Consider the following 14199-nt stretch of genomic DNA (forward strand, 5'->3'; position numbering starts at 1 on the left):
GAGAGTATAAATAAAGATTATCTTAGGGAACATACAAAATTTGTATGTTCCTTGTAAATTTAGATTAATTATTATAAATTATTTTTGCTCCTTTCGAACGATTACATTTCCAACATAATGTTTGTAAATTATCTTCCGACGTAATACCTCCTTTAGATAGAGGGATGATATGATCTATTTCTAATAATAAATTAGGTTCGTCGGTAGTTGATAATCCACAAATTTGACAAGAGTAATTATCTCTATTTTTGATTTGTTCTCTCAATTTTGAAGTCATTAATGATCTTTGTCCCTCAATACTATTTTTAAATTTAACTACCCCATTTAAGTAGTTAACAAATCTATCTAAATTCTCAACGTTTAATTTTATGCTACTATTGGTAGAACTATTTCCACCAGCCGATACATATTGGAAAGTATAGGTTGGAAAGTATAGGTCGCTTAAATCAATAACTTCAAAGCCCAATTTTTCAATCAATTTATTTTTACTAAAAGAGTATATAAATGGAGGAATAGAATTACTTAGATTATTTATTATTAAATCTCTTTTTTTTTGTAACAATATCTTTCCCTGTTCAACTGCTGCAAACTCATTTAGTATATTTTCAAAATTGGATAAAGATTCTTCATTAACTTTAACATCAAAATATTTGCATAAATACTTAAATGGTTGATTACTAGCATTTTTACAAACAGTTGCTGAACAATGATGTGTATAAGTATTTTTAATATCTTTGGTCCATTCTTTTCTTTTGAAGTTATATTTACTATTATCTTCTATGTAACTTTCCCCATAGTCATAGGATTTTATATTTATATGAGAACATTTTAATTCTTGAATGTGATGATTTAATTCATTACAATTTTCTGTATATTTTTTTATACTATCTTTAATATTTTTAAATTTATCACTATCAAAATATAAAATGATATAGATTTGATAAATTGTTACTATTGCACTAAAAATTAAAAGTAATAAAAATAGTGGATTTATCGAAGAACCCAGTATATTTATTATGAATATTGTGCTGAAGATTAAAGTTGTTATTATTATAATTTCTTGCATTTGTTGTTTCTCCTTCTAAAATTTAAAATTATTCTTACTTTTCCAAACCTATATTCAATATAATTGAATATTAAAATCTAATGCTAGAATTATTTCTTTTTTTTCAAGATTTTCTAATTCAGATATTATTTTCTTTCTATATTCAGTTCTAGTAATATTACAATATATATTTACAATCGTCAAATATTGATTTAGAATAAAATTTTGTTTAAAATACTAAATTTTTTTATTGGCAGAATTGTAACGTTTACTCTAATAAAAAAATATCAAGTTTATAATAAATCAATTACAAAATCATGAGAATTAAAATTTATAATTTAGTTTTTATATAGATTAGTATACTAAAATTATTTAAAGTCAGAGAAAAAACTTGAGGATTTGAAAGATAAGGAACTGATAACAAAGATTTTTAATAGAAAAGTATATAAAAATTATTTGTCCTTATAGGAAATCAGCTATTGCAAAAATATCGCTAAGCTACTAAAGAATATGGTACCATTATTAATGTTTTAGAAAGAAAATTCAAATAAAATATCCTTATGATAATTCTTTTAACAAACATTATATATTTGGTTTATGAAAATAATAAGGGATGGCTGTACCAATGAGAATTATCTTATGAAATATTATATGGTTTTAAATATGAGTGAGCACTTAAGAGAGAAAATACTAAATTTCAAAAATTACTTAAAGTTAATTGTTGGAATAATATTTTAATGAAATCGGTCTTTGGTATATAAAAGATAATCAGAATTTAAAGTCTTTAAATTTTGAACGAAGTAAAAAAGAAATAACAAAATACATAATAATGATAAATACTAATCGTCTTCTCTTATATAAATTGATTCTAGGCCTGTATGAAGAATACAATTTTTAACAAGTGAAAGTTTACTTGATTTTTCTAATGTAAAATTTATTAATTCAGCGTTATTTTTTAGACTGATATCATAAACTGTAATCTATTCATTGTATAAATATTTTGCTGCATTTGTATCTGAAAAGGCTTGATTGCTTACTTACAGGGATATAAGTTACATACATATATAGTTTTCTAATGGTCATATAGTTTTTGCTTCTTCAATGAAATTAAAATGAGTTTTAGATTTTTCTTTTTTATAGTTTTTTTCCTGATCCACAGCTTCTTCCATAAAAGTCTATTTACAATCTTCATTATATTTTTTACTCAGTTTATTACAGTTGATTTTGCAGAAATATCATATTTTTATCCAATTTTTACAAATCAATTATATAGTGATTTTTCTTTTCGTATCTACATAAAAGGACAATTTATTTTCAATTAAAATGCATTACAATAAAAAGATTTGACAATCAAACTATTTTATAGTATTATAATGGAAAGAAAAACATTCCTCGTCTTTCTTACATTTGGTTTTGGTTATTTAAATAAAGTAAATCATCAGAAGAAAAAGCCTTTTTGCCAGGGCTTTTTCTTCTTTTATATTAGTCTTCTTTTAAAAGTTCTAAAATTTTCAATGATTTTTTAGCAATTTCTTCACGCTTTGGGAGCATTGAAGAATTTTTTATATCCATATTAATGGCAAAGCCATAGATTTGTCCATTTTGTTCAACCCAACCAACAAACCATCCAATTGAAGGATTTAATTTTGCAGTAGCCCAACCAGTTTTTCCATAAAGAGTCCAATCTTTTCCTTTTTCTAATTCAATAATTTCACATACTGAATTTTGAATATCTTTAGGATAAGGAAGTTTCTTTGTCGCCAGTTTTGCCAAAAGTTCAGTTTGCTGGATTGCAGTTATTTCTAATGGACCTTCTAGCCAGAAAGTATCAATTTTATTACCGATTTTTTCATTACCATAATTTAATTTAGTTATATTTTTTTGCATATTTTTAAGTCCAATCATACGAGCTAGTTGCTTATAGGCTGGAACTTGAGATATTTTTATAGCTTTTTTTAAACTCATATCATTTTTCCAAGATTCTAAAAACACTTTTGAACCATCATAGTGATAAAATATCTCATCAACACTTTTTACAGCTCCAGTGGATAATCCTATTAAACTATTAAAAATTTTAAATGTCGATGCAGGTGGGTAATATTGTTCTCCACGTTTTTCATTATAACCTATAAATTCATTATTCTGTACATCATAAACTATAAATGTTCCTTTAATACCCTCATTTTTGAAGATGTTTGCTATTTGCTGATTATTTTTAAAATTAACTGCGTGAAGTTGGACATTTAGAATCATTAGTAACATTGAAATATAATAAATAATTCTTTTTTTCATAAAAATTAAAATCTCTCCTTTTCAAATTATTTCCAAGTAGCTATTCCCTCTTGAGAATTATAAATATTTGTAAGTCCTTTTTCCAAAAGGATACAAGTTCCAGCAGCTGATCTAACACCATGAGCACAAAATACTATATAAGTTTTATCTTCATCGAGTTCATAAAATCTTTCTTCTAATTCATCTATAGGTATATTAACTGATTCATCTATATGTTTTTCCCTATACTCGTCATCTGTTCTTACATCTAAAAGAATTGCTTTTTTATCTTTTAAAAGTTCTTTTACTTCATCTTGAGTTAATGTTATATACCTCTTATTATCTATCATAAATTCTCCTTTAAATAGTTTTATACCTATTATAAACTAGTTCGCCAACTAAATTATTTATAATAACTCCGTCTTTATTATTTTCTAAATCTTTAGTTAATACAACAATGTCGATATATTCATTATTTAAGAATAACCTTCCTGCATCGTGTTCAACACCAACTAAATCTCCTGTTTTATGCGCGAATTCAGCTTTTCTAAAAAAGTATAATGGAAGTTTTGAGTTGCACATCTGTTTTTTCAAAATATTTAAATTATTTTCATCTTGAAATAGTATTTCTAGAACTTTCAAAACATCTTCAGCGCTAGTAAAATTATCAAGCCCTCTTTTTTTACCTTCCATATCCATCATTTTTCTTCCTAAAACTGTATTCTTAAATCCATTTTCTATAATAATCTTATTAATTTTTTCTATTCCTAAGTAATCTATCAACATATTTGTTGCTGTATTGTCACTCAAACAAATCATAAGATAACATAAATCTTTTACTGTTAGTTCTAATCCTTCATCTAAGGTTTGGAGCATTCCAAAACCTCCAACTTTTTCATCATTCTTTAGTTTTACTTTATTCTTATAATCATCTTTGGTTACTGATAATAACACAAATAATTTTATAAGACTTGCTGATGGGAATGTTACTTCAGGGTTTATATCTATTCTATTTCCTTTGTTGTCTTTTATAATTATAGCTGTAATCCCAGACTTGTCCTTTAATATATTTTTAACTTCATTCAACATATTTTTCAACTCCTAATTGAAATGTTTTTGAATCAATATTTCATAAGTTCCATCTTTTTGAATTTCCTCAAGAGCCTTATTTATATTTTCTATAAGTTCTTTTGAATCTTTTCTTCCAGCTATAGCATATTTTTCTTCGTCTCCATCAATTTCAACTATTTTTAGACCTTTATTTTTATTAACATAACTTTTAGATGGAGCTGAATCAAGAATAACTGCATCTATTTTTCCAGATTTTAAAGCCATAATTGCACCAAATGGAGCATTATATTTTTCAGATTTGATTTCGGGTATTTTAGAAATAATTAAGTCACCTGTATAACCAAGTATAGTTCCAACTTTTTTTCCTTTTAAATCTTCAAAGTTTTGAGGAGCGCTTGAAACATCCTCCACAATAAGAACTTGCTTAGCAATAAAATAATCATCAGTAAAATCTACGAATTTTTTTCTATCTTCAGTTGCTGTCATACCTGCGATAATTAAATCAACTTTTTTTGCTTGAAGAGCTGGTAAAAGTCCATCAAAAGATAAATTTTCTATTTTTATATTCAAATCTAATTTTTTACCAATTTCATTGATTAAATCGATATCAAATCCAACTACTTTTCCATTATCCAGATACTCGAATGGTGCAAATTCTGCATTTGTGCCAATGATTAAAGTTTCTTTGGCAACTGATAAAAGACTAAACATAGTAAAAATAACTCCAACTTTTAATAAATAAATAAATTTTTTCATAATAATCACTCCCCTTATTTTATAATTAATGATTTAATATTTTATCTAAAAATTCTTTTGTTCTGTTATTTTTAGGATTTTCAAACATCTCTTCTGGAGCTGAATCTTCTAAAATTTTTCCTTGATCCATAAATAAAACTCTATCTGCTACACTTCGAGCAAAGCCCATTTCATGCGTTACAACAACCATAGTCATTCCATCTTTTGCTAAGTCTCTCATTACATCTAAAACTTCTTTTACCATCTCAGGATCTAGAGCAGAAGTCGGTTCGTCAAAAAGCATTATATTTGGCTCCATTGCTAATGCTCTAGCAATTGCAATTCTTTGTTTTTGGCCACCAGAAAGCTGATTCGGATAATTACTGGCTTTATCTTCCAGTCCTACTTTTTTTAAAAGTTGTAGAGCTTTTATATCTGCATCTTCTTTTGAAATTTTCTTTACCTTTATTGGAGATAAAGTTAAATTTTCTAGAACAGTTTTATGAGGAAAAAGATTAAAGTGTTGGAACACCATTCCGATATTTCTTCTAATTTCATTTATATCGGTTTCTTTATCAACTATATTTATATCTTCTATTTTAATTATACCTTTTGTGGGTATTTCCAATCTGTTTAAACATCTTAAAAATGTTGATTTTCCACTTCCCGATGGTCCAATTATTGCAACAACCTCTCCTTGTTTTATATGCACATCAATTTCTTTTAAAACATGCAGGTTACCATAATGTTTTTCTAATTTATCAACTTTAATCACTTATCTTTAACCCTCCCTCTATTTTTCTAGTAAATCTTGTAAATACTGTTGTTAGAAGTAAGTAGATGATACCTACAACTAGTAAAGGCTCAACACCTCTATAAGTTTGACTTGTAATTATATTTGCAGATCTTAGTAAGTCGACTCCTCCTATAAAACCAACTATTGAAGTTTCTTTTAGAAGAGTTATAAACTCACTAGCCAATGCGGGAAGAATCTTTTTAAAAGCCTGGGGCGTAATGACTTCAACCATAGCCACGGGATAGCTCATTCCTAGAGCTCTAGCAGCTTCCATTTGACCTTTGTCTAACCCTTCTATCCCAGCTCTTATAATCTCAGCTACATATGCTGCTGAATTCATTCCAAAAGCTATTCCTGAAATTATTAGAATTGGAGTTTCTCTTAAAAATCCTACAAATATTATATTGGCTAAAATCATTAGTTGAACAACTGCAGGAGTTCCTCTTATAATATCAATATAAAATAATGCAAACCAATTCAACGGATTAAAGTTTTCATATTTTTTAAACTTTTTAAAAGGATAAAAATGAGATATTCTCATAAGAGCAAAGATAACTCCTAATATCACTCCTAATATTGCTGATAAAATTGTTACTGATAAAGAGAAAAGTAAGCCGTCAATTATGTATTGGTATCTACCTCCGTCTAAAAATATTTCTTTTAAAGTATTTAAGTATTCCATCATTCCCCCTGTTCTGATAATATTTTTATAAATAAAAACCCCTAAAATAAGGTCTATGAATAGACTTATCCTAGGGGTCTTTTTTACTTCTAAATATAAAAGTTATATTTTAACGAGTTATATAAGAATAGTTACCTGTCTAAGAAATCTCATAGAGTTTATATTTAATTTATATTGTCTATTTTGATTTCTCATCCTTAACATAATCTTACCTCCTCTTTTTATCTTTTGATGAATAATACAACTTTTTGAAAATTATGTCAATATTTTTTCTTCTTTCTCACAAATTTCTTTTTTGTGATTTTTTCTTATAGCAGAAATTAAAGATGTAATTGTTAGAATTAGGAAAACTATAGTTATTGGTCTTGTCCATAGGAATGAGTAAGAACCATTATACATAAGAACAGCTTTTCTTAAATTTGTTTCTAACATAGGACCTAAAATTATTGCCAGAACAATAGGAGAACTAGGCATTTTTATTTTAGTCATAATATACCCAATTATTCCAAAAATAAAGGTTACGATGACATCAAACAAACTATTATTCATAGAGTATGATCCAATAGTTGATAAAATTAAAATACTTGGAATCATTAAAACTTTTGGAATTTCAACAATTCTACTATAAAATTTTATTCCTCCTAACCCAACACCTAAAAGAATTATGTTTCCTAAAATCATTGCACTAAATAATCCATAAACTATATCAGGATTTTGTTCAAATAGAAGTGGTCCTGGAGTTAATCCTTGTACTATTAGTGCTCCTAATAATACGGCTGCAACTGCATCTCCTGGAACTCCTAGAGTTAGTAATGGAACTAACGCACCACCTGTTACTCCGTTATTTCCAGCTTCTGGAGCTGAAATTCCAATTAAACTTCCTTCACCAAATTTTTCATTTTTATTACTTCTTTTAGCTTCGTTATAACAAACAAATGCTGCTATATCTGCTCCAGCTCCTGGAATTGAACCTATAAAAGTTCCAAGTATTCCAGATTTTATCATTGTAGGTAATGCCTGTTTTATCTCTTTAAAAGACATATAATTTTTATCTATTTTTACATTAGTTTTTACTTCTTTTTCGTTAACTAATATTTCAATTTGATTAAATACTTCTGATACGGCAAATAGACCGATTAGAACAGGAATAACAGAAAATCCATTGAGTAAATCAATCATTCCAAAAGTAAATCTTGGATAACTGGTAATAGAATCCATACCAACTGTAGAGATTAATAAACCAATAATTCCCGCAATAATTCCTCTTAAAAAATTTTCTGATGAAATACTTGCGATTATAGTTAAGCCAAAAAGTGCTAAAGCAAAATACTCTGGTGCACTAAATCTCAGTGCAAATTTTGCAAGAAATGGAGACACTGTCACCAAAGCTACGCAACTAACTAATCCTCCGACAACAGAAGCTATTGTTGAGGCACTCAGAGCTTTTGAAGCTTGTCCTTTTTGTACCATAGGATATCCATCTAAACAAGTTGCAGCAGAAGCTGGCGTTCCCGGTGTATTTAATAGAATTGCAGATATCGATCCACCATAAATAGCACCAATATATATTCCAACTAGCATAATTAGACCAGTTATAGCTTCCATTCCAAAAGTAAAAGGAAGAAGAATTGCAACTCCCATTGTTGCCGTAAGACCTGGCAATGCTCCGATAACAACTCCACCAATTACTCCTGTTATTAGATAAAATAGATTTCCCATTTGAAGTGCTGTTGCAAATCCATTTAAAAGATATTCAAACATTTTTCCTCCTTGTTATTATTTATTCTGTTATTCAAAATTATAGTAAGATTCCAGTAGGTAAAGAAATTTTAAATACATTTGTAAATAATAAATAAATTACCGATGGAAATAACAAGGAGAAAATAATTTTATTACGTGTAGATTTAGTTTTTAAAACTGAAATTACAGCAAAAGAAAATAAAATAGTTGATAACAAATAACCAATTGTATCGATTAAAAAAATATACATAATAACTAACCCTATAGTAATAAACGTATATTTCGACTCTTTTGAAAATTTAGCACTTTTATGATTTGCTTTAAAAGTACCAATAAACATTAATATAGAAAGGATCACTAATATTAAAGATATTACTTTCGGAAAAAAATCTACTCCTAATCCATTATCAATCATAAATCCTTCTTGAAATTGTGTCGCAGTATAGTATACCGATATCCCTATACAGCAGAGTACGAAAGAAAAAATTCTATCTATCAATATTATGTTCCTCCTAATTATAAGTTCTCAAGAATATTATTTATAGTAATAGTATCCTCTTCAATAAAATTCACAAATTCATTTGAATCTAGATAATTAATTCCAAAATTTGAATTATTCATAAACTCTTTGAATTCTTCTGATTTTGTTGCCTTTTCAAAAGCTGAAGATAAAACTTTCTTTGCCTCTTCATCTGTTCCCTTAGGTACAGCTAGTCCTCTCCAAGTTCCAGAAATTATGTTATATCCTTGTTCTTTTAAAGTTGGGATATCGTTTAGTGTTTCTAATCTATTACTTGCCATAATACCGATAGCTTTTAGTTGACCACCTTTTATTTGTCCAATAGCTTCTCCCGGTCCAACAATTGTAAAGTCTGAATGATTACCTAAAACAGCTGGGATAGATTCTCCTGCTCCGTTATATGGAATATGATTAAATTTAACTTTTTCAGATGTTTCAATTGCTAAAGCATAAAAATTTGGTTTAGCCGTGCTAGCAAATTTAACCATGTTTGGATTTTCTTTTGCATCATTTATTAAATCTGATATGTTGTTGTATTTAGAATCTTTATTAACTAAAACAATTGCAGGATCCATATTGATTAAACCAATTAAATCGAAATCTTTTGAAGTTATTGGAGATAATTTCATTAACGGTAAAGATATTATTTCTCTAGTAATCATTGTTACAGTATATCCATCTTTTTTAGTTTTAGCACCATAAGTCATTCCAACAGCACCTGCACCACCAGTTTTGTTAATTATAATGATAGGTTTATTTAATTCTTTCTCAGCTATACTTGCAAGTTTTCTAGCAACAGCATCAGTTCCTCCACCTGCTCCGAATGGAACAACTAAATTAATATTCTTGCTTGGATAATTTTTAGCAAATGAAACCACAGTAATTAAAATAAAAATAAGTAATCCTAATTTTTTCTTCATAAAATCCCCCTTAAAAATTAATGTTAATATAGTTTATCTGTTTAGTTCACTTCCGTACGATCCGCATTCATGTCCTGCTATAATTGATTTTACAATTTTTAAATCAGCGCATGTTGTATCTCCGATGATTGTATTTTTCAATACCGAATTGGCATTTCCATATTTCACAGCCTCTTTAGCACTATTATATTCTAAAAGACCGTATAAAACTCCTGATACATAAGCATCCCCGCTTCCTATTCTATCAAGAATTTCAATATTTTCATAAGGAGTTTCCGTATAAAATTCATCATGTTTTGCACTATATATTATTGATGTGAAATTATGAGATTTTGGTGAGTTTACGACTCTTCTTGTACTAGCTATAAGCCCAATGTTATAAGTCTTTGAAAATTCTTTAATTATATTTTCTAATTCTCCAGATTTTTTAAACATTTTTCTTAATGTCTCTTCAGAAATAAATAAAATATCAATATATGGTAAAATTTCCTCTATACTTTCCTTTGCAGTTTCCTCATCCCATAAGTTAGCTCTAAAATTTACATCAAATGAGATTAAGGTATTATTCTCTTTAAATTTTTTTATTAGTTCTTTGGAAAGAATATTTGAATTTTCACATAATCCTAAAGATATTCCACTAGTATGAAAAATTTTAGTACTGTTGTAAAGCTCATCTTTTAATTCATTGATATTTAAAGAAAAAAATGATGAATTATTTCTATCGTATACAACATTTGGCTTTCTAGGGTATGACCCAGACTCGAAGTAATATAAAGCTAATCTTTGAGAACTTGAGTTATCATCAACTATAAACTCTTGGCTGACACCGTTGCTTCTAATCATTTTTCTAGCGTATCTTCCAAGTTCATTAGTTGGTAATTTTGTTATTATAGAGCTATTTAATCCTAGTGATTTTGCCCCAACAGCTATGTTATACTCAGAACCCCCAATTTGTTTTTCCAGTAGAGATCCTTGAACTAACATTTCCCCATTGATAGAAGAAAGTCTCATAATTATTTCACCAGATGTTATAATATCATATTTCTTATCTCCAAAATTAAATATTTCTTCCATATTTAAACTCCTTTTATTTTCTCGATAAATTCTTTAGAAGCTTTTATAATTTCTTCACTTGTTCCAGACGCTAAGTTTCCACCTATCCCAACAGCTACAACTCCATTACTAAACCATTCTCTAATGTTTTCTAGATTAACTCCACCAGTTGGCATAATATTAGCTTGTGGCAATGGAGCCTTGATTGCTTTTATAAAACTTGGTCCAAAAGCACTTCCAGGAAATAATTTAACTATATCTACACCATATTCCATAGCGGTTGTTATTTCTTTGATAGTCATACAACCGGCTAAATAAGGAATTTGATATAAATTGCATAATTTTGCAATTGATTTTTCAAAATGAGGAGATACTATGTATTCTGCTCCAGCTAAAATAGCTATTCTTGCTGTAGTGGAATCTAAAACTGTTCCTGCACCAATTAGTAAATTTTTATCTGCAAACTCCTCTTTTAAACACTTAATTACATCTGTTGCATTTGGAATGGTATATGTAACCTCGATAGCCTTGATTCCTCCCTGAATACAAGCATCTGAAACTCTAATAGCTTCTTTGATATTTTCGCTTCTAATAACGGCTACTATTTTTGAATCTATGATTCTATTTAAAGTATTAATTTTCTTCATGATATCTCCTTTTTAAGATTGTTTATATACAATTTATACTAAATAAAATTATATAATGCAATTATAAAACATCAATTAAGTTCCACTTATGAAACTCAATATCTAATTTTATGATTATTATGAATATTTTTCTGTAAAATTTACTGTTTAAGGGTAATTTTAGTTAAAACTTTTGTTTCATATATGAAATTATGATAAGATAAATATGGGGTGATAAAATTTATGAAAAAAATAGTTCCAGCCATGGATAAAGCTGATAAAATTTTTATGTATCTTTATAAAAAAAATAGTTCTAATCAGAGTGATATTGCAAGGGAACTTGATATTCCTAAAGCTACTGCAAGCAGACTATTGAGCAGTTTGGTTGAATTAAATTATTTAACAATAAATAATAAAGAATATAGTTTGGGGAATAAATTTGATTATTTTTCTGATAAGAAAGAAAAGTATAGCTTAGTAAAAAATATAGCTCTTCCTTATTTAGAAGAATTGTCTTTAAGGTTTAAAGAAACATTTAAAATAAGTATTTTAGATAAAGATAAAATTAGAGCTATTGCAAGTGTTGAGAGTAGTGATTTCCATAAAATATCTGTCACAGATAATAGTATCTTTCCTCTTCATGCAGGTGCTGCAAGTAAACTTTTAATTTGTCAAATGGATGATAAAAAATTAAATAGACTTCTACCAGAACAGCTTCCAAAATATACTGAAAACACTATTATAAACAGAGAGGAATTAAAGAAGGAGCTTTTTAAAATAAATATAAAAAAAATATCTTTTGATAATAATGAACATTCAAAAGATATTTGTGCGGTTGCGACACCAATAATGGATAAATCAAATACAATTATTGCAGCTATCAGTTGTCCATATTTTAGTCCTATGTGGAGTTTAGAAAAAATTGAAGAAGTAACTAAAGAAATGTTTAAAGCATGCAATGAGATTACTAAAAGACTTAATTACTTTAATAATTTAGGTTGATTAATTGAAGATATAAAAAGAAGGTCGCTCATAATTGAGAGACCTTCTCATAAAATTTGAGATAATTTATTTAGTTGTTACATCCAATTCTTTTATATTTAAATTATCCATAGCTCTGTAGATATGAATTTGATTTTTATCTGTTACGGGTACTATATTATACAGAACAAAACTACTAGAGCTTTCAGGTTCCATAGATAGAGCTATAAAGTCTCCTTGACTTTGGTCCATTGTGTATATATAACTTCCAGATGGGAATAGAATTTCTTTAGTAACTGTATCAGCTTTCACATATGTTCTATATTGCCCTTCGTATATTTTATCTGCTTTTTTAATATCCTTTACTTCATATGACTCTACTTTCAGTTTTACTGGTTTCATAGTTTTATAATATGTAACTCCATGGTTCTCTAAAATATCTGCCACTTTTCTATATCCTGGTGGAAGAATATAAGCATAAGGTCTGCTACGTTCTAAAACAACATCTTGTTCTTTTGAAGTTTTAATTTTTACTGGGAACTCTTTAACTTCATTAGTTTCTAAATCGATAAATTTATATTTTCCCATTCCTTTATCTTTTATATTTGAAACTATTATAACCTTATCTTCATCATGGTCTTTAGTATTTAACCCTTTTTGTATAACTTCTTCTCTAGCTTTTCTTACAGTATCTCTGACTTTATCAGAATTTAAAGCTACGTCTTTTAAGAATGACTCATATATAGTTAAGTGACTTTCCACTCTTCTAGAAAAATTTTCTCTGCCAATTCCAATTCCACGAGTCTCTACTAAGATTGAAATAGAAGGAACTAGACCAAAGGCATTTCTACCAATTATTGCATCACCAGATGCCATTTCTAAAGTAAATGGTGTTTTATCTTTTTTAGGAACTGATGTATAGTACCAACTTCCTGATAAACCTTTTTTAGATAAGTTGTCTTCTCCATTTTTTATTAAAATATTGTCGGCAATATTAGTTATGTCTTTAGAAAGATTTGGATTTGTTGATGAAAGCATCAATACGTCATAGTAAGGTAAAACTCCTTTATTACCAAGTGTTGAATATCTTTCAGGAGTTGATGAATACTCATGACCATCTATTACAACTTCTGGTTGATATTTTATAAATAATTTTTTCAAAGCTTTAGTTTCTGGTAAGTTTAATTTTGTATGGTCTCTATTTATATCTTCTGGTGAAGCACTTCCTCTTTTAAATAACCATGATCCATCTGGATTAACTCTTGGGATAATAATAATATTTATTTTACTTAATAATTCTTTTTGAAAATTTTCTTTTGATAGCTGACTAATAACTGCTAGCACACCTTCACCACTTGCTGGTTCATTTCCATGTTGCTGACCTTGAATCCAAACTGTAGGTTTAGTTTTATCAAATTTATTATTTTCGCTAAAAAATAATGCTGGAATTTCTCTTCCCTCTTGAGAATAACCAATTATTTCCATTTTTATATTTTTATTTTGTTTTACTATCTTATTTAAATATTCCATCATTTCTTCTTGGCTAGTAAATGATACTTTATTTTTGTTAACTCCAGGTGTTTCAACTGTTAGAGAAACGTCTTTAAAAATATTTTCTAATTGAGCTGGCTGTACATATGTTTTTTCTTTTGGAGTATAAGGTTGAGCTATTAACGATGTTCCTACTGCAAAAAAAAGAATGCTTTTTCCTACTGATATTTTGTTTACTTTCATCGAATCCCCCCGGTAAAATAGTATT

14 protein-coding genes are annotated in these 14199 nt (G+C 27.8%); 1 reads left to right on the forward strand and 13 read right to left on the reverse strand.

Going from position 1 to position 14199, the window contains the following annotated elements; translation table 11 throughout:
* Positions 1 to 64: 64 nt before the first annotated feature.
* From H3N56_RS11810 to H3N56_RS11865, 12 genes are all read right to left on the reverse strand, one after another.
* A complete protein-coding gene (locus tag H3N56_RS11810) occupies positions 65 to 1066 on the reverse strand; it encodes an HNH endonuclease (RefSeq protein WP_185881397.1) in 1002 nt (333 codons plus the stop codon).
* A gap of 1461 nt (positions 1067 to 2527) precedes the next feature.
* Positions 2528 to 3307, reverse strand: coding sequence for a class D beta-lactamase (gene blaOXA, locus H3N56_RS11815; RefSeq protein ID WP_370521085.1), 780 nt, complete (start codon positions 3305 to 3307; stop codon positions 2528 to 2530).
* 56 nt (positions 3308 to 3363) lie between these two features.
* Positions 3364 to 3666: a rhodanese-like domain-containing protein gene (locus H3N56_RS11820; protein ID WP_185881399.1), complete on the reverse strand. Its 303-nt coding sequence runs from the start codon at positions 3664 to 3666 to the stop codon at positions 3364 to 3366.
* Between the two features lie 10 nt (positions 3667 to 3676).
* Positions 3677 to 4405 (reverse strand): serine hydrolase, encoded by a 729-nt coding sequence (locus H3N56_RS11825; RefSeq protein WP_185881400.1) that lies wholly within the window; start codon positions 4403 to 4405, stop codon positions 3677 to 3679.
* Positions 4406 to 4417: 12 nt separating this feature from the next.
* Positions 4418 to 5143, reverse strand: a complete 726-nt coding sequence (locus tag H3N56_RS11830; RefSeq protein ID WP_185881401.1) for a basic amino acid ABC transporter substrate-binding protein — start codon at positions 5141 to 5143, stop codon at positions 4418 to 4420.
* A 25-nt stretch (positions 5144 to 5168) separates the two neighbouring features.
* Positions 5169 to 5897 carry an amino acid ABC transporter ATP-binding protein gene (locus H3N56_RS11835; protein WP_185881402.1) on the reverse strand — a complete coding sequence of 243 codons (729 nt, stop codon included), beginning with the start codon at positions 5895 to 5897 and terminating at the stop codon, positions 5169 to 5171.
* A complete protein-coding gene (locus H3N56_RS11840) occupies positions 5890 to 6600 on the reverse strand; it encodes an amino acid ABC transporter permease (protein WP_185881403.1) in 711 nt (236 codons plus the stop codon). Before H3N56_RS11840 ends, H3N56_RS11835 begins: the two co-directional genes overlap by 8 nt.
* A 255-nt stretch (positions 6601 to 6855) precedes the next feature.
* Positions 6856 to 8361, reverse strand: coding sequence for a tripartite tricarboxylate transporter permease (locus H3N56_RS11845; RefSeq protein WP_185881404.1), 1506 nt, complete (start codon positions 8359 to 8361; stop codon positions 6856 to 6858).
* A gap of 37 nt (positions 8362 to 8398) precedes the next feature.
* Entirely contained in the window at positions 8399 to 8839 is a 441-nt protein-coding gene (locus H3N56_RS11850; protein ID WP_185881405.1) for a tripartite tricarboxylate transporter TctB family protein, read from the reverse strand.
* A gap of 17 nt (positions 8840 to 8856) precedes the next feature.
* Entirely contained in the window at positions 8857 to 9780 is a 924-nt protein-coding gene (locus tag H3N56_RS11855) for a tripartite tricarboxylate transporter substrate binding protein (RefSeq protein ID WP_185881406.1), read from the reverse strand.
* 33 nt (positions 9781 to 9813) lie between these two features.
* On the reverse strand, positions 9814 to 10854 hold the full coding sequence (locus H3N56_RS11860; protein ID WP_185881407.1) for a sugar kinase: 1041 nt from the start codon (positions 10852 to 10854) through the stop codon (positions 9814 to 9816).
* Between the two features lie 2 nt (positions 10855 to 10856).
* Complete coding sequence (locus H3N56_RS11865; RefSeq protein WP_221893490.1) at positions 10857 to 11480, reverse strand: bifunctional 2-keto-4-hydroxyglutarate aldolase/2-keto-3-deoxy-6-phosphogluconate aldolase; 624 nt, start codon at positions 11478 to 11480, stop codon at positions 10857 to 10859.
* A 222-nt stretch (positions 11481 to 11702) separates the two neighbouring features.
* On the opposite strand from H3N56_RS11865, the gene H3N56_RS11870 reads away from it, so the two are divergent.
* Positions 11703 to 12461: an IclR family transcriptional regulator gene (locus tag H3N56_RS11870; RefSeq protein WP_185881408.1), complete on the forward strand. Its 759-nt coding sequence runs from the start codon at positions 11703 to 11705 to the stop codon at positions 12459 to 12461.
* A gap of 66 nt (positions 12462 to 12527) precedes the next feature.
* Here the strand turns inward: H3N56_RS11870 and H3N56_RS11875 are convergent, their stop codons facing one another.
* Positions 12528 to 14174, reverse strand: a complete 1647-nt coding sequence (locus H3N56_RS11875) for a M14 family metallocarboxypeptidase (protein ID WP_185881409.1) — start codon at positions 14172 to 14174, stop codon at positions 12528 to 12530.
* Between the last annotated feature and the right edge of the window lie 25 nt (positions 14175 to 14199).

The sequence above is a fragment of the Cetobacterium sp. 2A genome, from assembly GCF_014250685.1.
GTDB lineage: Bacteria > Fusobacteriota > Fusobacteriia > Fusobacteriales > Fusobacteriaceae > Cetobacterium.

Bases quoted from the DNA above. Each gene is read 5' to 3' on its own strand.
- H3N56_RS11810 (WP_185881397.1), bottom strand. From the start codon at position 1,066: ATGCAAGAAATTATAATAATAACAACTTTAATCTTCAGCACAATATTC.
- blaOXA (WP_370521085.1), bottom strand. From the start codon at position 3,307: ATGTTACTAATGATTCTAAATGTCCAACTTCACGCAGTTAATTTTAAA.
- H3N56_RS11820 (WP_185881399.1), bottom strand. From the start codon at position 3,666: ATGATAGATAATAAGAGGTATATAACATTAACTCAAGATGAAGTAAAA.
- H3N56_RS11825 (WP_185881400.1), bottom strand. From the start codon at position 4,405: ATGTTGAATGAAGTTAAAAATATATTAAAGGACAAGTCTGGGATTACA.
- H3N56_RS11830 (WP_185881401.1), bottom strand. From the start codon at position 5,143: ATGAAAAAATTTATTTATTTATTAAAAGTTGGAGTTATTTTTACTATG.
- H3N56_RS11840 (WP_185881403.1), bottom strand. From the start codon at position 6,600: ATGGAATACTTAAATACTTTAAAAGAAATATTTTTAGACGGAGGTAGA.
- H3N56_RS11845 (WP_185881404.1), bottom strand. From the start codon at position 8,361: ATGTTTGAATATCTTTTAAATGGATTTGCAACAGCACTTCAAATGGGA.
- H3N56_RS11855 (WP_185881406.1), bottom strand. From the start codon at position 9,780: ATGAAGAAAAAATTAGGATTACTTATTTTTATTTTAATTACTGTGGTT.
- H3N56_RS11860 (WP_185881407.1), bottom strand. From the start codon at position 10,854: ATGGAAGAAATATTTAATTTTGGAGATAAGAAATATGATATTATAACA.
- H3N56_RS11865 (WP_221893490.1), bottom strand. From the start codon at position 11,480: ATGAAGAAAATTAATACTTTAAATAGAATCATAGATTCAAAAATAGTA.
- H3N56_RS11870 (WP_185881408.1), top strand. From the start codon at position 11,703: ATGAAAAAAATAGTTCCAGCCATGGATAAAGCTGATAAAATTTTTATG.
- H3N56_RS11875 (WP_185881409.1), bottom strand. From the start codon at position 14,174: ATGAAAGTAAACAAAATATCAGTAGGAAAAAGCATTCTTTTTTTTGCA.